This is a genomic window from Microcoleus sp. CZ3-B2 (assembly GCF_036705055.1).
Taxonomy (GTDB): domain Bacteria; phylum Cyanobacteriota; class Cyanobacteriia; order Cyanobacteriales; family Microcoleaceae; genus Microcoleus.
Window position 1 is genome coordinate 83,480 of record NZ_JAUBTN010000007.1, and the last position, 22,940, is coordinate 106,419.

Here is a 22,940-nt window from a genome sequence, read left to right on the forward strand (position 1 = left end):
CCTCCCTACCCCCGATAAATTTCCATTCAGAAAGCCCTAGCATCGCGTTTAACGGTTTTGTGCTATAATTTTAGAAGTTTTCCCATTTTAGAAGCTTTTGGGGCTTTAGACCTCATTATTGGAGCTATTGTTGTATGACCAACAGCTACAGCGCCGACCAGATTCAAGTTCTCGAAGGTCTCGAAGCAGTCCGCAAACGACCGGGGATGTACATCGGTAACACCGGGCCGCGAGGGCTCCACCATCTAGTTTACGAGGTTGTTGACAACTCGATTAATGAAGCGTTGGCCGGTTACTGCACTCGCATCGAAGTTGACCTCAACGCTGACGGTTCCATTACCGTGACAGATAACGGCCGGGGAATTCCCACCAAAATTAATTCCAAAACTGGCAAATCGTTTTTGGAAGAAGTTTTAACGGTTCTTTGTGCGGGTTACAGGGCTAGCGCCAGCTACAAGGTTGCTGGAGGTCTCCACGGAGTTGGGATAGCAGTTGTCAATGCTTTGTCTCAATGGTTGCAGGTAACTGTTTGGCGCCAGGAGCAAATTTACAGCCAGCGTTTTGAGAAAGGCATGGCAGTTACGCAACTGACTGTGAAACCGAGTCCAGAAAACCGCACGGGTACGTCGATTTGTTTCAAGCCAGATGCGGAGATTTTTAAGATTGGCATCGAGTTCGATCGCGCTACTCTTGCCCTTCATCTGCGGGAGCTTGCTTATCTCAATCCGGGTTTGACAATTATTTTGACTGACAATCGCTTGGAAATGCTTGGCAGTAGTTCTCCCTCAATTGAAACTTATTGTTACCCCGACGGCATCCGGGAATATGTCGCCTACCTGAACTCTGATGTCGAACCGCTGCACGAAGATATTATTTACATTCAGGGCGATCGAGACGGCGTACAAGTAGAAATAGCCTGTCAGTGGCACCTTCTGAATCAAAATAATTCCTACAGCCGACTGTTTGGTTTTACTAACTGCGTTCGGAATATCGATGGTGGCACTTACATTAACACCTTTCAATTGGCAGTGAGGGGGGTGGTAAGTGCGATCGCCCGCCAACTGGGCAAGCTCAAAGATACAGACCCAGTTTTAATGGGGAATGAGGTTTTAGAGTGTGGCTTCACCGCCGTCATTGCCCTGAAAGTACCGAATCCCGAATTTGAAGGCCCGACGAGAACTCGGTTAGCCAACCCGGAAGTACAAGAAATCGTTAAATCTTTGGTAGAAAAAGAGTTGATGGAATATTTGACAGCCCGCCCAGAAGTTGCAGGGGCGATCGTCCAACGGGCGATCGAGGCCCGCGACGCAGAAGCAGAAGCACGCAAAGCGCGGGCATTGCGCCGAAAGCAAGAATTACAAAAATATTAATGATTTGCAGTAGACTGCCGCGGGCGATCGCACTTCTCAACCTTCCGGTTAACAGCCCCGCCACCAAATGTTAATAGCTCCCCAAGTAAAACTACTATTCGCCTCCCTCACCCTAATAAATTTCCCTTCAGAAAGCCCTAGCATCGCCATTAACCGTTTTGTGCTATAATTTTAGGAGTTTTTCCATTTTAGAAGCTTTTGGGGCTTTAGACCTCATTATTGGAGCTATTTTGTATGACCAGCAGCTACAGCGCCGACCAGATTCAAGTTCTCGAAGGTCTCGAAGCAGTCCGCAAACGACCCGGGATGTACATCGGTACAACCGGCCCGCGAGGACTCCACCATCTAGTTTACGAGGTTGTGGACAATTCCATCGATGAGGCGCTGGCTGGCCACTGCACTCACATCGAGGTTGACTTCAACGCCGATGGTTCAGTCAGTGTCACAGATGACGGCCGCGGTATTCCCACCGGCATCGTTGCCAAGACTGGCAAATCGGGAATAGAAACAGTAATGACTGTACTGCACGCCGGCGGTAAATTTGGCGGCGGCGGTTACAAGGTTTCTGGAGGATTGCACGGTGTAGGTATTTCGGTTGTAAACGCGCTTTCGGAGTGGGTAAAGGTTACAGTTTGGCGCGACCAAAAAGAACATTTGCAGCGCTACGAAAGAGGCTTTCCAGTCACCGAACTTGACGCAAAGCCCAGCAAAGGAAATCGCACCGGTACTTCAGTTTGTTTCCTGCCAGACACTCAGATATTCAGCACTGGCATTGAGTTCGATTACGCTACGGTTTCCGGACGCTTGCGAGAATTGGCTTATTTGAATGCGGGCGTGAGAATTACGTTTAGCGATCGCCGTTTGGAATTGCTCAAAAGTAGCGAACCGCGCATCGAAACCTATTGTTACGAAGGCGGCATCAAGGAATACATCGCCTACATGAACCGCGACAAGCAACCCCTGCACGAAGAGGTGATCTACGTGCAAGGAGAACGCAACAACGTGCACGTAGAAGTATCTTTGCAGTGGTGCGTCGATGCTTTTAGTGACAACGTTCTCGGTTTTGCTAACAACATTCGGACGATCGACGGCGGTACGCACTTAGAAGGTTTGAAGGCCGTTTTGACGCGGACGATGAATTCGATCGCCCGCAAGCGCAACAAAATCAAAGAAAACGAACCCAACCTCGCCGGCGAAAACGTCCGTGAAGGTTTGACAGCAGTAATTTCCGTCAAAGTTCCCGATCCAGAATTTGAAGGCCAAACAAAAACAAAACTAGGCAATACAGAAGTTCGGGGAATTGTCGATTCCTTGGTAGGCGAAGTATTGACCGAATATTTAGAATTTCGCCCCCAAGTAGCCGACGCTATTTTGGAAAAAGCAATTCAGGCATTTAAAGCCGCAGAAGCAGCCCGCCGCGCCCGCGATTTAGTCCGCCGCAAATCCGTCTTAGAATCGTCTCCTTTGCCCGGAAAATTAGCGGACTGTAGCTCCAGAGACCCCGCCCTGTCTGAGATATACCTGGTCGAAGGCGATTCAGCCGGGGGCTGTTTTTTTTCATCTCAGCAAATAATATTAGCTGACGGCACTACAAAAACTATCAAAGAGATAGTTGACGAACAAGCAGAAGGCAAAGAACACTTTTGCTACACCATTCGCGAAAGTGGAAACATAGGGTTTGAGCGGATAACTAACGCTCGCATGACTAAAGCAAATGCTGAAGTTGTCAAACTGACATTAGACAATGGCGAGACAATCACTTGTACTCCCGATCATCCGTTCATGTTGCGGGATGGTACCTACAGAGCAGCAGCCATGCTGACACCGGACGATTCCTTAATGCCCCTCAACCGCCAGTTGTCTAAAAAGAACCAAAATGGGCAGGGACTTAACGGTTACGAAATGGTTTGGAACCCCAACAGTGACAAGTGGATTTACAGTCATTTGCTATCGGATTTCTACAACCTGAAACATCAGGTTTATCAAGCATCTGACGGCAATCACCGCCACCATGTTGATTTCAACAAACTCAACAACAATCCGACCAATATTCATCGGATGTCCGCTCAGGCTCACTTGGCTTTACACCGCGCCAATCTTGAGAAAACATTGCACAGGCCAGATGTCATTGAAAAGAGCCGTCAAGCTCACATGACTGATGAATTTCGGGCGATGATGAAAGAGCGGATGCAGCATCCTGAAACCAGACAAATTCTGTCTGAACAGGCAAAAGCTCAGTGGGAAGATGAAGAGTATAAAGCTTACATGACGAGCAAGTGGCGTGAGTTTTACGAGACGAATGAAGCTTATCGCGAGCAAAATAATGAACTGCTCAACCAAGCGCAGCAAGAGTATTGGAGCTCCGAAGAAAACCGTTTGGCTCAGTCGGAACGGGTTCGCAATCATTTTGCTAACAATCCTGAAGCGCGGGAGGCTAATTCGCAATTTGCCAAGGAGCAGTGGAAAGATCCGGAATTGTTGGACTGGCGCCGTGAAAAAACTAAGGAACAGTGGACACCGGAGTTTCGCCGCCAACGCAAAGCTGCTTTGAACGAAACTTACTACCGGAAAACTCTGGAAATGTTGAAGTATGTGGAGTTGCAAAAAGGCTGTATTAATGTAGATTATTACGATGCTTGCCGCCGGACGAAAAAGGATAAGTGTTTGTTGAAGTACCAAACTTTTTGCGATCGCTACTTTGGCGGAGATCAATTGCTGGCTCGCCAAGCTGTTCGCAATTACAACCACCGCGTTGTGTCGATCGAACATTTGGAGGAACGGTACGATGTTTACGACATCGAAGTGCCTAACAGTCACAACTTTGCATTAGCTGCGGGAGTTTTTGTCCACAACAGTGCGAAACAAGGGCGCGATCGCCAATTCCAAGCAATCCTGCCTTTGCGCGGTAAAATTCTCAACATTGAGAAAACCGACGATGCCAAAATCTACAAAAATAACGAAATTCAATCGTTAATTACAGCCCTAGGTTTGGGCATCAAAGGTGAAGAATTCGATCCGGGTCAATTGCGGTATCACCACATCGTAATTATGACTGACGCTGACGTAGATGGTGCTCACATCCGCACGCTGTTGCTGACTTTCTTCTACCGCTATCAGCGGGCACTTGTAGAACAAGGTTACATCTATATTGCTTGTCCTCCTCTCTATAAAGTGGAACGGGGCCGGAATCATTATTATTGTTACAGCGATCGCGAAATGAACAATCTCATCCGCAACGAATTTCCGGCGAATGCTAACTACACCATCCAGCGGTTCAAAGGTTTGGGCGAAATGATGCCGACACAGTTGTGGGATACCACGATGAACCCGGAAACTCGGACGCTGAAAAGGGTGGAAATTGAAGACGCCGCTGAGGCCGATCGCATCTTTACGATCTTAATGGGCGATCGAGTCGCCCCCCGCCGCGAATTTATCGAAACCTACGGCCCCAAACTCAATATGCTCGACTTGGACATTTAAATTAGTCATTAGTCATTAGTCATTAGTCATCAGTCATTAGTTATTAGCTAACAGCCAATGACTGGCGACTGATGACTAAACTTTTTTTGCCCGCGTGATGCCTTCTGCCGTTTGGGGCGATCGGGCATCACGGCCGTTCGATCGCTCTAGATTTTGTTATAAAAATTAATACAATCTCTCATCAAATCGATATAAGGTAAATACTTAGGTAATTTTTAGATTTTTGACCCATCCATCAGCTACCACAAAAATAGAAGGTTGGACAATATAGCATGAGCATCAATTTAGCGACCAAATTGCGTGAGGGAACCAAAAAGTCCCACACTATGGCAGAAAACGTTGGTTTTGTCAAGTGTTTTTTAAAAGGCGTTGTAGAAAAAACTTCTTACCGGAAGTTAGTAGGAAACCTCTACTTTGTCTACTCGGCAATCGAAGAGGAAATGGAACGCCAAAAGCAGCATCCGGTTATTTCAAAAATTTACTTTTCTGAGTTGAATCGCAAACAAAGCTTAGAGCAAGATTTGTTCTACTACTACGGTGCCAATTGGCGCGAACAAGTAGCTCCGTCAGCCGCAGCGAAAGCTTATGTGCAGCGGATTCACGAAATCTCTGCCACAGCACCGGAACTGTTAGTCGCTCATTCTTACACTCGCTACCTGGGCGATTTGTCCGGCGGACAAATCCTGAAGGGAATTGCCCAGCGGGGGATGAATCTTTCCGAGGGAGAAGGCACTGCTTTTTATGAATTCCAGGATATTCCTGATGAAAAAGAGTTTAAGAATAACTACCGTCAGGCAATGAACGAACTGCCGATTGACGAAGCTACAGCAGAGCGAATTGTTGATGAAGCTAATGCAGCTTTTGGCATGAACATGAAAATGTTTATGGAATTAGAAGGCAATTTGATTAAAGCAGTCGGTCAGATGCTGTTCAATACCCTAACGCGGAAGCGCGGCGGCGGCAATACCGAATTGGCTACTGCTGAGTAAGTTAAGGTCTGCAGACGATAATTTTGAACCTCGTTTAAGAGGAAAAATTAAAATCCTGGGGGTTTGATGGCTCGTTTCACAGTCACCAAAGCTCCAGGATTTTGCATTGCGGGCGATTTCCTACAGGATAGTTACCAAAAAGTTGGGTCTAAAACCCCGTCCTTATAGGACGGCTTTAATTACGAGAAGTGTGGAGACTTGTTAAGTATACAGACTTATAGGTAAAAATTTGAGCAAAAGTGATAAACTATTCCAATGATAGTTTTAGAGTTTAAGTTGAAAGGCAAAGCGGAGCAATATCGAATCATCGATGACATGATTCGGACGGCTCAATTTGTCCGAAACAAGGCTCTTAGACATTGGGTAGACAATCAGGGAGTCAAGTTAGTAGACCTGTACAAACAATGCGCCATCATGGCGAAAGAATTTGAAGGGGCAGGCAAGCTTAACTCAATGGCGCGTCAAGCGATGGCCCAACGTGCCATTTTTGCTATTCAACGTTTCTTCGCCAATTGTCAGACCAAAAAGCCAGGGAAAAAAGGATATCCACAATTCAAAAAGCACAGTCGCTCTGTAGAGTACAAGACATCGGGATGGAAGCTTTCTGCCGACAAAAGATGCCTGACTTTCACCGATGGCTTTGCCGCTGGAACCTTTAGATTGCTCGGTAGTCGGGACTTGCATTTCTCGGCACCTACGGAGATTAAGCGAATTAGGGTAGTGCGTCGTGCCGACGGCTATTATGCCCAATTCTGCATCAACATCGAACGAAAAGAGGAACCCGTTTCTACTGGTAAAACTATTGGCATAGATGTGGGATTAAACCACTTCTATACTGACAGCGACGGTGAAACAGTTCCTAATCCTCGGTATCTCCGCCAAAGCGAAAAAGCTGTGAAGAGATTGCAGAAGCGAGTTTGTCGGAAAAAGAAAGGCTCCAAAAGCCGGAAAAAAGCAATCAACAAGTTAGGAAGAAAGCACCTAAAGGTTAGTCGGCAGCGCAAAGACTTCGCCATTAAGACGGCATTGTGCGTAGTAAAGTATAACGATTTTGTAGCCTGCGAAGACCTTCAAGTGCGTAATATGGTTAAAAACCATAAACTTGCTAAATCAATTAGTGATGCTGCGTGGTCACAATTTGCTGAATGGTTGGAGTATTTTGGGAAGGTGTACAGCAAAACAGTTATTGCTGTTCCACCACAATACACATCTCAGAAATGTTCAAACTGTGGCGATATTGTTAAGAAAACTTTATCAACCCGAACGCATATTTGCGGTTGCGGAACGATACTAGATCGCGACCACAACGCTGGAAGAAATATTTTAGCAAAGGGTTTGAAAGCCCGTGCAGGAATCCATTTAAATACGGTGGGGCACACCGGAATTCACGCTGGGGGACAGAACGATCTCTACTCGCTGGTGGCGACAAAACAGAGATAAGTTCGACTGGCTGATCCAAGAATCCCCTCGCCTCGATAGCAGGGGAGTGTCAAGCTTCATATCGTTTCCGGTAGCATCGGAATGATTTAACCGCAGAGGGCGCAGAGAACACAGAGGAAGACAAGAGAGAGATGAATACAGAACGATGAAGCGCGGATTTGATCTGACTCGATTTTATAATTGGGATGCTACCGGATTTGATATCACGAGTTTTTGCAGAGGAAAGAAAGATTAGCTGCAGTAAGATGAGTTCGCGCGTGCGGACTTCAATCCGCTCCTTTTGACGGACTCGCATTCCGCACGCGCGATCCGTTTTTGTTATGGTAATCGATCGCACCCTAGGACTTCTCTGGGATGGCACGGGCATTTTGGCATCCCCAAAAATTAAATTTTAATCCAGAACAAATATTACCTTCCCATGCCGCGATTCGGAGGCCCCTCGTCACGGACTGGTAAAGAAGTTGGCCTTACCTGTCGTTCCAAATACTTGCTCAAAGCGTAAGCGATATCCCCGCGAGTCATCGGCTTCAAAGGATTAATTTTATTGGTTCCAATATCAACATTCACAAACCCTTCATAAAGTGCAGTAGCCATAGACTTTCTAGCCCAACTAGGGATTTCCCCTGCATCTGGATACTTACTTAAAATCTCGCCAACAGTCGCGTCGGGAAACTGAAAAACACCGTAGGCTTGAGCAAAAATTGCCAAAGCTTCAGCACGAGTCACCCTTTGATTAGGGAAAAACATTCCGTCGCGATATCCGCTCATTGTTCCCGTTTTCAAAGCAGTTTGAATCGCACTGTAAGCCCAGTAACTCTTAGCTACGTCCGGCAATTCCATATCCGGTTTCTGAGCTGTTTTCCGCCGTTCCAAACCAAAGGTTTTTACTAAAATAACCGCCAAATCAGCGCGGCTGACAAGACCCTCAGCATTAAAATTGCCGCTAGGATCTTTATTCATCAATCCAGCACTAACAACCCGATCGATCGGGTCAATACTTTGTTGAGCTTGAACCACCGTTGGCACTCCTTGCGCTAGCGCGATCGCAAAAAAAACACACACTAACGTTTTCACTATTTTAATCCTTTGTGCTACGACTGAACGAAGTTCGACAACAGATTCGCTCCAGGGATTTAATGGATGCAGGGAAGATTCGTCCTGACTCGTACTGACTTGTACGGCACCGTCGAAGTAGCGTAGCCGAATTAAGACAAAAGAGGGCAGAGAGAAAATTCAAGTGTTCGCTTAACACCACTTAAAAATCAAAAAATTGCTTCCGGCAAAGCGCCCTGCATTTTACCCAACCAATCAATCAAATTATCCAACTGCTTTTGGGCAGTCAAAACCGCCATACCTCGAATAGTAACCTTCCCCTTGCTGTAGACAAAACGAGAGCGCAAATGTTCCGGCAAATTAGCTTTTAGCAAATTCCAAGCAGGCTCCTCCATCGGCGTTTCCAAAACAATGTGCTGCTTGTTCTCCGGTTTAATCCGAGAAAAACCGATTTGCTTGGCGATTTGTTTGAGTTCGACAATGCGGATCAGTTGCTGGGCCGGCAGAGGAATGGGCCCGTAACGATCGCACCAATCGGCCCGAATTTGCTGCAAATCTGCTGAATTATTAGCAGAAGCCACAGAGCGGTAAGCGCTCATCTTTTGATCCAAATCCCCAATATAATCAGCAGGAATAAACGCCGTCAAACTGAGGTCTATTTGTGTATCCTCAACCTTCGGAATTTCCTGACCTTTAATTTCGCGAATGGCCTCCTCTAACATTTCAGCATACAAATCAAAACCGATCGCCTCCATTTGACCGGACTGTTCGGTACCCAAAACATCACCAGAGCCCCGAATTTCCATATCTCGGACAGCCAACTGATAGCCAGAACCCAACTGCGCGAACTCTTGAATAGCCCGCAACCTCTGCCTTGCAGCATCCGAAAGCTTATTCTGCTTCGGATAAAATAGCCAAGCATGAGCTTGAATCCCCGCGCGCCCCACCCGTCCCCGCAACTGGTAAAGCTGACCCAAACCAAACCGCTGCGCGTCTTCAATCAAAATAGTATTGACGCGGGGAATATCCAAACCAGACTCAATAATCGTCGTGCACACCAAAATATCGAACTGAGCGGCACTAAAAGTCAGCATGATAGATTCTAGTTCCGAAGCATCCATTTGACCGTGGGCGATCGCAATTCTCGCCCCCGGAACCATTGTTTGCAACGTATCCGCCAACTCATCAATCCCCTCAATCCGGGGTACAACATAAAAAACCTGACCGCCCCTGTCCAACTCTTGACGAATAGCAGTCCGCACAACTTCCAAATCGTAGGGCGCTAAATGAGTTTGAATCGGGCGGCGGCTTGGTGGCGGAGTCGCAATCAAACTCATCTCCCGAATCCCCGACAGCGACATATACAAAGTCCGGGGAATCGGAGTCGCAGTCAGAGTCAGCACATCAACTTCTGTTTTGAGGGCTTTAATCGCTTCCTTTTGCTTCACCCCAAACCGCTGTTCTTCGTCCACCACCAACAGGCCCAAATCGCGAAATTTAATCGCCTTGCTCAAAACAGCTTGAGTGCCAACAATCACGTCTAACTCCCCAGTGGCCAAGCGCTTGTGAATCTCCCGGCGCTCGGTTTCTGTGCGAAAGCGATTGAGCAAACCAACTTGGATCGGATAAGGCGAAAAACGCTCTGAGAGGGTGTGATAGTGCTGTTGGGTCAAAATCGTCGTCGGTGCGAGCAAAGCCACCTGCTTGCCCGCTGTAACCGCCTTAAAAATAGCTCTGAGAGCGACTTCCGTCTTGCCAAAACCGACATCGCCGCAGACCAGGCGATCCATCGGTCGATCGCCCTCCATGTCACGTTTCACATCAAAAGTAGCCTTCAACTGATCCGGCGTTGGCTGGTACGGAAAAGAATCCTCCAACTCTTGCTGCCAAGGCATATCGGGAGGAAAAGCATAACCTTGTTGTTTAGCTCTTTTAGCGTAAAGATTCAGCAAATCCACTGCCAATTTCTTAACAGCTTTGCGAACTTTTGTCTTAGTTTTTTCCCAAGTTTGACCTGTCAGCTTGTTGAGATCCGGTACTTTATCGCCTACAGTCCGAAACCTCGACAGCGCGCCCAACTGGTCTGCAGCGACTCTGAGAGTACCGTCAGCGTATTGCAGCACCAAATATTCGCGAGTTTCGCGATCGATCGTCAAACGTTCCAACTTGAGAAACTTGCCAACTCCGTGCTGGCGGTGCACCACAAAATCCCCCGGACTCAGCTTGTGCGGGTCAACCTTTTTAGAAGCAGCGCGGCGGCGCTTGCGGACATAGCTAAAAGTTGCCAAAGAATGCTGGCCGTAGAATTCGCGATCGGTAATTAAAACAATCCGAAAAGTCGGCAGGATAAACCCTTCCAATTCAGCCAGCCCGTTGTATTTCAAAGCTACGGGAACGTGCTGCAACTGCAATTTGTCGATCGCCAAAAAGTCGCGCGGATTCACCACAAACTGAGCCGGACAGTCGTGTTCCGACAGCAGAGCAACAGAGCGGCTCGGTTGAGCCGAAACCATAAACACCGTAAAACCCCGATCGCGCTCTTCCCGGAGCATTTGAGAGAGTTTAGCAAATTGGTGAGGCATCACCGGCACAGGCCTGCTGGCCAAATTAATCGGAGGCGATAGCTGCTCGCCCCCTGCAGAAATTTTAATTTTTCGAGTAGCAGAATCTTCTGCCAATTCAGAAACTTCTAACCTGTAAAAAACAGCTACATCCGCCATCAATTCAGCAAAACTGCGGTGAATTTTGGGAACTTTCAAACTAGCAATTGGCAATCTTTCCGTTTCATCACTTACTGCTTCTGATTCCCGGTTGCAACTTTCCCACTGTTCCTGTGCGTTCTCGAACCAGCGGTCGCTGTGAGCTTCGCACCCGGCAGGTTCGTCAACCACAACTAAAGTATTTTCCGGCAAATAATCCAACAAAGATGCGGGTTTCTCGAAGGCCAAACCCAACAACCGCCTAATAACCTTATCTTCCCCTTCCTCTTTCTCTTCCTTAGCGCCCTTCGCGTCTTCGCGGTTCGTTTTTAAATTCCCGGTTTCGACTAAAACTGCTTTAATAATTGTGTTAAAATTAGTAGGAGTTAAAACTAATCGATCGACCTTATCGAGCGATCGCTGCGAAGACGGATCGAACTCGCGCATTTGTTCCAAATTATCCCCGAACCATTCGAGCCGCACCGGCAACTCCGCCGCCACCGGAAACACATCGACAATATCGCCCCGGCGGCTCCACTGGCCCTCAGTTTCTACCAAATTCACGCGATCGTATCCCATCGACGCCAGTTGGCGGTCAAGTATCTTGGAGTCTTGAACTTCGCCTCGCTTCAGCGTCAGACAGTAAGGCTCAAAAGCACTTCGAGGTGGCAAATGAGGCTGCAGGGATCTTTCTGTGGCGACAATGGCGATCGGCTTGGACTGATTGGCGGTTTTTTCTTGCTTGTCCACCAAATCCGCCAGCACCTGCATTTGTCCCCAAGTCATTTCGTTCTCGTCGGAGTAGGATAGCTCGTAGGGCGAAGCTTCGGAAGTCGGGTAAAAATGTACGGTTTGCCAGCCCATCGCTTCTAGAGAGGCTACCCAGCGCCCTGCTTCTTCCAGAGTTGCTGTCACGACTAATAGGTTTCGCTCTTCTTCCTGGGCGAGGGCGGAAGCTACCAAACCTTTAGGTAAGCGGGCTAGACCTGCCAATTGCAAGCAGTGATGCCGTTTGAGCTTGTTGAGAAGTTCTATTGCTAGGGGCGATCGCCCCAAAGTACGAATTATTGAAGAGAAAGTCATGGGCTGTTAGTTTTAATCCCCGATGGGCGAAGGCTCTTCCCCGCGGCCTGCTAAGTAAGTTCGATTGTACGACAAACATCTATCATTGTGGCGATCGGCTGTTGGCAGTGCCACTCAACTACAGGTAGATTTCTGCTAGAGGCTTTCTATAAAAATCTCGAACTTGCGATCGCAGCCAGCCAGTTCCGTTAATCTAGGGACAGGTCGATCGCCAAATCGAGATTGTCGATCTAGATTGACACAGATCCCAGATTGTGGATTCAATTCAATCTAAAATCTAAAATCGACTAACCCGGCAGTGCGCTTCGCCTTTACCACCGATAATTTGAGAAATGTCCCCAAGTACCGACCTTCTGATTGTTCTCCTGCTGGTTTTCCTCAATGGCGTGTTTGTGATGTCAGAGATGGCCATCATCTCAGTACGGAAGGTGAGACTGCAACAGATGGCAAACCAGGGTTCGCTCAATGCCCGTGTAGCGCTGGATCTGGCTAATGCCCCCAATCAGTTCTTGCCGACTGTTCAAATCGGGATTACGCTGCTGGCTATCCTGTCCGGCGCTTTCGGAGAAACGACGATTGCTAAAAGAGTAGAGCCTCTGTTGCGCTTGATTCCGGCTTTGGAACCCTACTCAGGGGCGATCGCCTCAGTCATCGCAATTTTAACCATAACTTATCTCACCATAATTATTGGCGAACTCGTGCCGAAGCGCCTCGCCCTCAACAACCCCGAGCCGATCGCCTCCAGTGTCGCTATTCCGATGCGAATGCTGTCCAAAATTGGCGCTCCCGCCGTTTATGTTTTAAGTTATTCCACTGACTTAATCTTGCGGATTATGGGGATTGTGCCTTCCACAGAACCGCAAGTTACAGAGGAAGAAATTAAAGTTTTAATAGAGCAAGGCACCGAGGCCGGAACTTTTGAAGAAGCCGAACAAGACATGGTAGAAAGAGTCTTTCGTTTGGGCGATCGGCGAGTCAGCGCCTTAATGACTCCGCGGCCCGATCTTACTTGGCTCGACCTCGACGACTCAGTAGAAGAAAACCGCCAAAAAATGCTCGGCAGCGGTCATTCTCGGTTTCCTGTTTGTCAGGGCGGACTCGATAATGTTGTCGGTTTAGTACACGTTACCGATATGCTGTCTCGCACTTTGACCGGTCAACCCCTCGATTTAAGTGCTTCTTTACGCAGGCCTTTATTTGTGCCTGAAAGCACGCGCGGTTTAAAAGTATTAGAGCTTTTTAAGCAATCTAGCAATCAAATTGCCTTGGTGGTTGACGAATACGGAGTCATTCAAGGATTGGTGACAGTTAACGACATTTTAGTCGAACTCGTTGGCGACTTTCCTTCAATAGAAGATGCCGACGAACCCCAAGCAGTTCAGCGCGAGGACGGTTCTTGGCTGTTAGACGGAATGCTCCCGGTTGAAGATTTCTTTGAATTATTTGGAATTGATGAAATATCGTCAGAAAATAGGGGTAGCTACCACACAATGGGCGGTTTTGTGATTACAAATTTGGGGAAAATTCCGACAGCAGCGGAGCATTTTGAGTGGAACGGTTTGCGCGTCGAAGTGGTGGATATGGACGGCAACCGAGTTGATAAGATATTGGTAATGCCGATCGACTCTGTGGGCGATCGATCTAAAACCGAAGCAAATACCTAAAATTTGCGATCGGCGGTAAAATAGGTTCGTAGTGAGGACTTTAGTCCCGATCAATTTCTGAGGACTCAAGTCCTCACTACAAACCTCATCAGGGTTATTTTGCGATACATAATGTAAATTATCGGGCTATCTATGTAAGCCGGATTTGATATAATTTTGTCAACCTACTTCTTCTTACTCCTAGCCTCATTTTTCTGCAAATATTCCAGAATAGAACGGCCCACATAATTGCTAAATATCGCCTGTCCAGCTTGATTGTAATGACAGCAGCTATCTACATAAACAACATCTTTAGTCTTGTCGAACACCTTGACCCCATTGAAAATAGTGATATTATTTTTTTGTAAATTAGGAAACTTACTCAAAAGAACCGGATAGCCAATTTCCACAGCCTTAGCATAAGGAGTATCCTTGTTAAAAGCAATCTGCTTTTCAGCTTCACCAAACACCCTTTTTGTCTGATAATATTGATTGGGCTGGAGAACCTGAAAATACGGCACATTGCTAGCCGACAGCACTTTGTGCATAAAAATTGAACTTTTTACCCACTGCGATGCAATTTCTTCAAAAGCTACTGAATCGCTTAAAACAGAATTATTTTTATTGATATAAATAACGTTATCACCATTTTTTTGTGGTTGAGTTTGTTTTTTGTCAAACGCAATCACATCTTTACGATAATTGTTAACTAAATTTTGAACGTAAACAGAAGTCAAAGCATCGCACGCCGCGAAAGAGCAGTGCTGCAAAGTTTCCAGCCCCTCATTAATCTTAGTTTTAGTTTCTTGAATTCTGACACTTGCTTTCATAGCTTTTAAAGAAAGGCTATTATTCGCTAAATTAGTCAGCGGCAGAATATGCTGAATGCTTGGCATCGCCAAATCTATTTTATTTTTATTGTTGAGATTAGAAAGTGCTACTTCATTAAAACCATCTATATTGACCACCATATCTAATTCTTGACCTAAGGATAAAAAATAGTTTAAAATCAATAACTGTTGTGGCTGTTTGTAGCCTCCAGTAGCAAAAGACAAAATGACAAATTCTTTATCCTTTAAACCAGGAAGTTGCTTGAGGTATTGAGGTAAAATTTTATTTTGAACTTCAAATATTCCATAATTAGAAGCCACAGAACCGCCAAAAACTCCAATGATAAATTGATTGGGCTTGGTTTTTTTGAACGGATAATCGTAGGGAGACATAAACCCGTAATTGTTAACTTTAAAACCGGGGCGAAAATCGGGGCCAGGTTTTTCAATAAATCCAAAAAAAGGATGCAGCCTGACTATAATAGACTGATTCAGCCGCACTCCTTCTAAATTGATTCCTAAAGCCGACTTATCTTGCACATTCGATCTAGTATAGAAAAATTGCTTGTGCTTGAGAAAATACCATCCCAGCGAACCGAGTTCCACGAAAACAAGTAAAAACGCCAAGTTAATCGCAGCAATTTTGAGAATTTCTGGGATTTTTTTAATCGACTTAAAATTTTTCATAAATATCTATTTTGACTCTCTTACTACTTTAATTATTGAGCTGGAAACATAGTCTGCCAATACTTCCTCTCCTACTGAATTGTAGTGGCAGCAGCCATCTTTGTAAACTGTTTCTTTGGTATTGTCCAAAATATTCACGGCGTTAAAAACATTAACCCCAGCTTTTTGCAAATCATCGACTTTAGACAACAGTACGGGATAACCTTTTTTCACCCCTTCAATGTAAGGACTATTCTTGTCGATCGCAATTTCGTCCTCCTTGGCGGTAAAGATTCGTTTAGTTTGATAATATTGGTTGGGCTGAATAAAGTGAAAATACTTAATTTTTCTACTTGACAAAATTTGATTCATCGCGATCGACGATTCGTACCAAATCGATGCTACTTCATTAAAAGCAGCAGCATCCGGCAAAACAAAGTCAGCTTTGGGAAGGTATACTATACCGCTATTTTCCGTGTTTTGGTTGGATTGTTTGACTTGCCGGTCATACTTGACAAGGGCTTTCTGGTAATTGTTGACTAATTGTTTCACTCTCAGCGAGGTAATAGCGTGACACAAAGCAATCTGACAAGTTTGCAAGTTGTCAATACCTGCTTTCAACTGTTTTTTAGTTTCGCTAATTTGCACGATCGAACTCATCGCTTCCGGCGACAAGTTGTTGTTGGCTAAACTCGTCAGCGGCTTGACGTGTTGAACGCTGGGCATTCCTATTTCTAATCCGGCTTTGTTGTTTAAATTTGACAGTGCTACTTCGTTAAAACCGTCAATATTGATGACTAAATCTAAATCTTGACCCAAGGCCAGAAAGTAATTTAAAATCAATAATTGTTGGGGTTGTTTGTAGCCACCGTTACAGAAATTCAAAATGACAATTTCTTTGTTGGCGAATTCTGGATAACTCTTTAACTTTTGAGAAAATCTTTTGGTGACGTATTCATCTACGGCAAAGTTGTTAGCAACAGAACCGCCGAAAATTCCTACAATCAATTGATTTTTATTAGTTTTAATAAACGGATATTCGTAGAGGGAATAAAAGCCTTCTTTGTTGACTTTTAATTTTAATTTTTCATTGGGAAAAGCACCTTGTTTGAGCACGTAGCCAAAAAACGGGTGCAGTCTTTCTACGATAGATTCATCTAGTCTAATTCCGAGCCTTTCAATGTCTTCTGCTACTTTTTCTTTGCCTTTGGTTCTGGTATAAAAAAACTGTTTTTGATTGACAAAATAAAAAGCTAGCGACAAAGCTTCCAGACAAATAAAAGCGATCGCCAAATTAACAGCGATTAAAGTTAATATATTTTTGCCTTTTTTGAACGAAGTTGAGTCTTTCATGTAATTTGACTGATTACGGTTGTTGTTTGGGGGCTTGAGACTGCTTCAAGTTTTCGCACAAATTGCGAGCAATCAAAATACTAGCAAGCCTGTGCCCGAGTTCATTCCAGTGACCCCCACAGGGTACAGAATTCTCAAAACCGTGGGCGCACACTTGAAATTTTTCAGTATAACCTTGAAACTGTTCGGATAAATTCAGTACCCGAAAACCTTCGCGCGCGCCCAATTTTTTTAGCCGCTTATCGGGATAAAACAAATCCTGAATTTTGTTTTTTCTCATAAAATTTTTTCGCCTCTGGGCATCCCGTTCAACTTGTATCGGATCGCCGATTGTCACAAGTAAGAAATCAGCATTTTTCTGCACGACTTCATTGCGAATCTCCACAATCAAACCTTCTGTTACCTTCCAGGCATCTTGCCAAGCTGCATCTTGAGGTGGAAGGAAGTTTTTGGTACTCAAACCGGAAAAATCTGCCGATAACTGCAGCTTTTTCTGGTCTAAATCAATTTTTTTGATGACTTGCAAAATGCGCGAATTGTTGACCAGAAAACTGGGCAATTTGTCTACGAATGAAATTGCTCTTGCGTTGCGGTCTATCGGTGCTAAATTGCGAAAAGACATATCCGGTACTAACTTGCCGCTAGCATTATACGCAAAAAATGGTCGATATTGGTCGTATTCTAGTTTGGGGGAATTGTTAATTACATCGTTGCCAATAAAAAATGCAAGAATTACAATATCAGGATTGTAATCCCACACTTTTTTTCGCAGCATTATCAATTCTTGAGCATTACCGTAACCCTGCACGCCGAAATTGATAACTTCAACATTTTTGCGTCCCTTAACAGCCTCGCAGTTGCCTAGCTTTCGTTCCAATTTCGACCAGAAAGTTTGTTCGACTGGTACGTGAATTGCTTCGGTGAAAGAATCGCCCAAAACTGCGATTCTGAGGGTATTGGGAGGTTTGGCTTTTGTGTGTTCGCGATCGCGCAAACCCTCACTATTCACCTGCACAAAACTCTCACCTTCGCCCTTCCACTCCCCGGATACACCGGGTTTGAGCTTCCAGCCCAAATCGGGATCGGCAGTGTGGAAACGAGTTGGCGCGGAGTCTACGAAAGCTCCAATTTTGGGGTAGCCCTCAACTCCCGCAACTCGCAATCCAACTTCACCAATTACCACCCCCATGAATAAACTACCGAGTATCAAACCTAAGTTGACACCCAAATTTTTCACTTTGCTCATTCTTTCAAAACAGCGTGTAAATAAACGGAGCAATCACAGAACCATGACTCAATACAATCAAAGCTCCCAAAAATACTAAAGTCACAATTAAGGGTATCAGCCAATATTTTTGGCGTTCTCTCATAAACGCCCACAAATCTTTGAGAAAGTCTAAAGTTGCTTCAAACACTTAGAAAGGACGCTCCATACTAACTTTGGTTCTTGCTTTACTTGGGATGCGGTAGGTATCCATTTTCGGATTTAGTTTGCGCCGCATTGCATCTTCGCCAAACAGGTTTTTGATCACTCCCATCGGCCAAACTATCAGGTAAAAAACTATCCCTAGGACGATCGGCGTTTCGATCTTGTTGAGGAGCAGTCCAAACCGCATCCATGCGTGATAAACGGGATTCAGGGATTTTGGTGCAACCAATGCTAGCGCGACTAGCACTGCACCGACAGCCCAGGGCCACCAAGGTATAGAATGCCGCCGCAGTAAAGGTACTGCTAAACCGAACAGCAGGGCAATTAAGCCGCCAATTAGCAGCCCGAAATCGCGCAGGCCTTTTTTGTCGAGTTTTTTAATTTCGTCGCTCATGTTGAAGGAAGAAGGAAGAGGGAAGAAGGAAGAGGGAAGAGGGAAGAGAGAAGAAGTCATTAGTCCAACGTCATGTTTTGCTGTCGCCTCCGAGCTTTCCGTACAACGTCATCAGGAAGATGGAAGATGGAAGAATGCTCGTTACCAGGCAGAGCCTGGTAACGCAGATCCGGAGGCTCTGCCTCGAATTTGACTCCGTAAGCAAGCGAGGCAGAGCAAGAGTGATATCGGTTCCCAGGCAGAGCCGGGGAACCAGTTAAACTGTCAACTGTCAACTGTCAACTGCCAACTGTTAACTGACTAATCTAGTTCAAATTCATTTTTCCAAGCATCATCTTGTTTCCAAGGAATTTGTTCTGATTTAGGAATCAAGTAATTCTCTAAAACCAGATAGTCCATTTCGGTTCGCATGAAACAGCGGTAAGCATCTTCGGGGGTGCAAACAATGGGTTCGCCTCGGACGTTGAAGGAAGTATTTACCAGAATCGAACAGCCCGATCGCTCTTCAAAATGACTGATTAAGTCATAGTACCGAGGATTGGTTTCTTTGTGAACTGTTTGGATGCGAGCCGAGTAATCGACGTGGGTAACAGACGGAATTTCCGATCGCGGAATGTTGAGCTTTTCAATGCCAAACAACTGCTCTTGTTCGGGAGTCATGGGAATGCGGAGACTGGCTTTGACCGGTGCTACTAATAGCATATAAGGGCTAGAGTGGTCAATCTCGAAATAATCCGCAACTCTTTCGGCTAAAATTGATGGTGCAAAAGGTCGAAATGATTCCCGATATTTAATTTTCAGGTTCATCACAGACTGCATTTTAGCATTGCGCGGATCGCCAATAATCGATCGCCCGCCCAGAGCTCGCGGCCCAAATTCCATCCGCCCCTGGAACCATCCAACGACATTTCCCTGTGCCAAAATTTCCGCCAACTGCGGCATCAATTCGGCATCGTCCAATCGGTGATAACTAGCTTTGACAGCATCTAAATATTCAAGAATTTCTGCGTCAGTAAACCTTGGCCCCAAATAGGAACCGCGCATTTTGTCGTGACAAGTTAAATGAGCCACCGACTTCGCCACTGTTGCGACAGCTTGGCTTGTAGTGAGGACTTCAGTCCTCTCCTCCCCACTGTTAGTAAAGACTTCAGTCCTCTCCGGCTTAATATTATTATTTACTGCGAGTAACTCGTCGCCCACAGTACGAGTTTGTTCGCAATACTGATACCAAATCGCCAAAGCCGCGCCTAAAGCACCGCCAGCATCTCCCGCTGCTGGTTGAATCCAAATATCTTTGAAAATATTTTCCCGCAAAAGTCTGCCGTTAGCAACGCAGTTGAGAGCAACGCCGCCCGCGAGACAAAGATAATCGACATCCAATTCTTTTTTAACTGTTCTGCAAAGCCGCAAAACAACTTCTTCGGTAACAACTTGAATGGAAGCTGCAATGTCCATTTCCCGCTGAGTCAGTTGTCCTTCACCTTGACGCGGCGGTCCTTCAAACAGTTCGTCAAACTTCTTATTTGTCATGGTTAAGCCAACTGTGTAGTTGAAATAATCCATGTTTAAACGGAAAGTTCCGTCATCTTTGAGATCCATCAAATGGGTGAGAATTTTGTCTACATACTTGGGTTCGCCGTAGGGCGCTAAACCCATGAGTTTGTATTCGCCAGAGTTTACTTTAAAGCCTGTGTAGTAGGTGAAAGCTGAATAAAGCAAACCTAGGGAGTGGGGAAAATCGATTTCCCACTGAGGTGTTAGTTGGTTGCCGTCTCCCAACCAAACCGAGGTTGTTGCCCACTCGCCTACGCCGTCGAGGCACAAAACGGCGGCTTTTTGAAACGGGCTGGGGAAAAATGCTGAGGCTGCGTGGGATTGGTGGTGCTCGGTAAATAGCAGAGATGGCAGTTTATTGGTTTTGCAGTTGCCTATTTCTGCGAGATCTCTTTTGAGCATGGTTTTGAGGTAAAGCTTTTCTTTCAGCCATATGGGCATGGCGGTTAGGAAAGAGCGAAAACCTTGGGGTGCGTAGGCTAAGTAGGTTTCGAGAAGGCGCTCGAATTTGACTAATGGTTTGTCGTAAAAGACTATGCGATCGACTTCCCGTAATTCTATGTTCGCTTCTTTTAGGCAATAGGCGATCGCATTCTTGGGAAATCTGGCGTCGTGCTTTTTGCGGGAAAATCTTTCTTCCTGCGCTGCGGCGATAATTTCTCCATCGCAAATTAAGGCTGCGGCGCTGTCATGGTAGTACGCCGAGATTCCAAGTATGTTCATCGCTCTCCTTACAAATCGCTATGCGCTCGTATCTGAGTATTTAGAATAGCTAATGATTATAGCTTTAGTGGTGCTGATTTGGAATTGACTTTTGCGATCGCCTCCAATTTTACTTAAATTTTACCGAAATAAATCTCGGTGCGCGGCCCTCAACCGTCTGACACCAGCCAGCTAGCGCCTGCGAATCCTGCGCCCCCAAGCTCTCAAGTAAGTGGCCGCGGGGAATTGATAAAATTCGCCTACCAACCACAGCACTATGCCTAAATGGGACAAAAAGGCTAAACCAGTCCAAGCTGCGGGCAGCCACGACAAGCGGCTGCCGGGAACCGGGGGAAAGTAGTAAGCTGAAAGTCCGAGCAAGGTGGTGGGAAGGAAGATGAGACCGATCGCTGCGGCAAAATAAGGCCATCCGAATTCTACGCCTTCGAGGTGTGCTCCTATCCATTTTTTGCCGTTCCAGTGCCAAATTACGGGCGGCTGGCGATCGGCCATTTGGAGCGATTGCCTTTCTTCGCTGGCGGTAAAAATGTGCTGGCAGAAGTTGCAAGCTAGGGCTTCCATCATCGGCATCGTAGCAATTTCACCGGTGCGACAGACGGGACAGGGATATGTATCTTGAGAGTTGAAAGGTCTGGTTGATTTTTTGAAAGTTTGCATGGATCGGGCGGTTTGTCAAGATATTGAGCGATCTTAACAGAGTACAGAAATTGTATGTTGCGTGAGTTTTTTTTGTAAGTCGCAGAATATTTGATAGTTGGGTGCGGGCGGGTTTTGCCTGTAGATTGTTCGTGATTTCAGAGACAGCTACAGAATGATTGATCCTAATAATGACCGAAAGATAATTTTAGTGTGCAGTGTATCTGATGTCTCTAAAATCTATCATGACTATAGCCTTTCAAGCGAAAGATGAGGTATGCCGAGGTATGCTGCAAACCATACAGTGTCAAGCTTTTTATGGCAAAACTGGTACCTCACCTTTTAGAGAAAGGCTATAATGACTAATCGCTACCCAACGCACTTAGTGGTTAGCAATTCCACCGCATCCGAAATAAAACACGACCCTCCAAACTTATTTAGCACGGGTCTAATATGTTCTGCAACTGCCGATATTCGATCGGGTTCGCAAAAAGCCAGTACGTAAATATTATCCAGCATTGTCATTGCTAAATCGCGCGATCGAGTACCCCTGGTGCTTTTGCCTGCGACACCGCGAATCACTGAATAACCGGGGACACCAGCTTTTTCTAAACCGTCTAAAATCTTTGGAAGTTCTACCGAGTTCGCAATAATTTCTATCCTTTTAACTGTCTCCATCGGTTCACCTCCAAAATATATTGATTGCGTATAGATACGTGGGAATGCCTACAATGATGTTAAACGGAAACGTCACTGCTAAGGCTGTTGAAATGTAAAGGCTCGGGTTAGCTTCGGGAACCGTCAGCCGCATTGCTGCCGGTACTGCGATGTAAGAAGCACTCGCGCACAATACGGCAAACAGCAGGCTATCTCCTTCCGGCATTCCGATTATTTTGGCTATCACTAAACCAATGGCTGCGTTAACTATGGGAATGAGGATTGCAAAGCCGATCAGAAAAATTCCTGCATCTTGCAAATCTTGAATTCTGCTAGCAGCAACCAGGCCCATGTCTAGCAAGAAAAAAGTCAGAACGCCATAAAACAAATCTTGAGTAAAGGGACTTAAAACTTCCCAGCCGTGTTCTCCTGTCAGTATCCCCATGATGAGGCTGCCAATTAGCAGAAATACTGAACTGTTTAGGAAGGCTTCTTTGAGCACTTCTGACCAAACTATATCGCGTTTTTCTTCTTGTCCGCCGAATACGCTGACGAGAATTAGACCGACGATAATTGCTGGGGATTCCATTAATGCTAGCGCTGCTACCATGTAACCGTCAAAGTCGATGCCCTGTGCTGTGAGGAAAGAGGTTGCGGTGATAAAGGTGACGGCGCTGATGGAACCGTAGGTGGCTGCGATCGCCGCAGCATTGTAGGAGTCGAGTTTAATTCTCAGTATAAAGAAAGTATAAACTGGTACGAGGGCAGACATCAACATTGCTGCCAAAATTGTCAGGGCGACTTGCTGGTCAATGCCGCTTTTGGACAGTTCGACGCCGCCTTTAAATCCGATCGCAAACAGCAGATACAGGGAAAACAGTTTGGGGATGGGGGCGGGAATTTCTAAATCGGATTTGAGAAAAATTGCTGCCATTCCCATG

16 protein-coding genes are annotated in these 22,940 nt (G+C 45.8%); 5 read left to right on the forward strand and 11 right to left on the reverse strand.

Features of this window, described 5'->3' with window-relative positions:
- The first annotated feature begins 134 nt into the window (after positions 1–134).
- The 4 genes from QUA97_RS04915 (at position 135) to QUA97_RS04930 (ending at position 7,279) form a co-directional block, all read left to right on the forward strand.
- On the forward strand, positions 135–1,370 hold the full coding sequence (locus QUA97_RS04915; protein WP_333193538.1) for an ATP-binding protein: 1,236 nt from the start codon (positions 135–137) through the stop codon (positions 1,368–1,370).
- 234 nt (positions 1,371–1,604) lie between these two features.
- A complete protein-coding gene (gyrB, locus tag QUA97_RS04920; RefSeq protein WP_333193541.1) occupies positions 1,605–4,850 on the forward strand; it encodes a DNA topoisomerase (ATP-hydrolyzing) subunit B in 3,246 nt (1,081 codons plus the stop codon).
- A 272-nt stretch (positions 4,851–5,122) separates the two neighbouring features.
- Positions 5,123–5,839: a biliverdin-producing heme oxygenase gene (locus QUA97_RS04925; RefSeq protein ID WP_194069005.1), complete on the forward strand. Its 717-nt coding sequence runs from the start codon at positions 5,123–5,125 to the stop codon at positions 5,837–5,839.
- A 255-nt stretch (positions 5,840–6,094) separates the two neighbouring features.
- Complete coding sequence (locus tag QUA97_RS04930; protein ID WP_333193543.1) at positions 6,095–7,279, forward strand: RNA-guided endonuclease InsQ/TnpB family protein; 1,185 nt, start codon at positions 6,095–6,097, stop codon at positions 7,277–7,279.
- A gap of 408 nt (positions 7,280–7,687) precedes the next feature.
- Here the strand turns inward: QUA97_RS04930 and QUA97_RS04935 are convergent, their stop codons facing one another.
- Both QUA97_RS04935 and mfd read right to left on the reverse strand, forming a co-directional pair.
- On the reverse strand, positions 7,688–8,353 hold the full coding sequence (locus QUA97_RS04935; protein WP_194069001.1) for an S-layer homology domain-containing protein: 666 nt from the start codon (positions 8,351–8,353) through the stop codon (positions 7,688–7,690).
- Between the two features lie 188 nt (positions 8,354–8,541).
- Entirely contained in the window at positions 8,542–12,114 is a 3,573-nt protein-coding gene (gene mfd / locus QUA97_RS04940; protein WP_194068999.1) for a transcription-repair coupling factor, read from the reverse strand.
- 332 nt (positions 12,115–12,446) lie between these two features.
- Between mfd and QUA97_RS04945 the strand changes: the two genes are divergently transcribed.
- Entirely contained in the window at positions 12,447–13,778 is a 1,332-nt protein-coding gene (locus QUA97_RS04945; RefSeq protein ID WP_333118041.1) for a hemolysin family protein, read from the forward strand.
- Positions 13,779–13,942: 164 nt separating this feature from the next.
- Here the strand turns inward: QUA97_RS04945 and QUA97_RS04950 are convergent, their stop codons facing one another.
- From QUA97_RS04950 to QUA97_RS04990, 9 genes are all read right to left on the reverse strand, one after another.
- Complete coding sequence (locus QUA97_RS04950) at positions 13,943–15,274, reverse strand: hypothetical protein (protein ID WP_333089796.1); 1,332 nt, start codon at positions 15,272–15,274, stop codon at positions 13,943–13,945.
- 6 nt (positions 15,275–15,280) lie between these two features.
- Positions 15,281–16,606 (reverse strand): hypothetical protein, encoded by a 1,326-nt coding sequence (locus QUA97_RS04955; protein ID WP_333193549.1) that lies wholly within the window; start codon positions 16,604–16,606, stop codon positions 15,281–15,283.
- Positions 16,607–16,619: 13 nt separating this feature from the next.
- Positions 16,620–17,852: an SGNH/GDSL hydrolase family protein gene (locus QUA97_RS04960; RefSeq protein ID WP_194068989.1), complete on the reverse strand. Its 1,233-nt coding sequence runs from the start codon at positions 17,850–17,852 to the stop codon at positions 16,620–16,622.
- Positions 17,853–17,856: 4 nt separating this feature from the next.
- The gene (locus tag QUA97_RS04965; RefSeq protein ID WP_194068987.1) at positions 17,857–18,021 is read right to left on the reverse strand and encodes a DUF5989 family protein; all 165 of its coding nucleotides are present in this window, start codon (positions 18,019–18,021) and stop codon (positions 17,857–17,859) included.
- Positions 18,022–18,489 (reverse strand): SxtJ family membrane protein, encoded by a 468-nt coding sequence (locus QUA97_RS04970; RefSeq protein ID WP_333089788.1) that lies wholly within the window; start codon positions 18,487–18,489, stop codon positions 18,022–18,024.
- A gap of 240 nt (positions 18,490–18,729) precedes the next feature.
- A complete protein-coding gene (locus QUA97_RS04975) occupies positions 18,730–20,706 on the reverse strand; it encodes a carbamoyltransferase family protein (protein WP_333193554.1) in 1,977 nt (658 codons plus the stop codon).
- Positions 20,707–20,877: 171 nt separating this feature from the next.
- Positions 20,878–21,363 carry a hypothetical protein gene (locus QUA97_RS04980; protein WP_333193556.1) on the reverse strand — a complete coding sequence of 162 codons (486 nt, stop codon included), beginning with the start codon at positions 21,361–21,363 and terminating at the stop codon, positions 20,878–20,880.
- Positions 21,364–21,711: 348 nt separating this feature from the next.
- On the reverse strand, positions 21,712–22,020 hold the full coding sequence (locus tag QUA97_RS04985; protein ID WP_333089783.1) for a P-II family nitrogen regulator: 309 nt from the start codon (positions 22,018–22,020) through the stop codon (positions 21,712–21,714).
- A 4-nt stretch (positions 22,021–22,024) separates the two neighbouring features.
- The gene (locus QUA97_RS04990; protein ID WP_333193560.1) at positions 22,025–22,933 is read right to left on the reverse strand and encodes a sodium-dependent bicarbonate transport family permease; all 909 of its coding nucleotides are present in this window, start codon (positions 22,931–22,933) and stop codon (positions 22,025–22,027) included.
- Positions 22,934–22,940 lie beyond the last annotated feature (7 nt).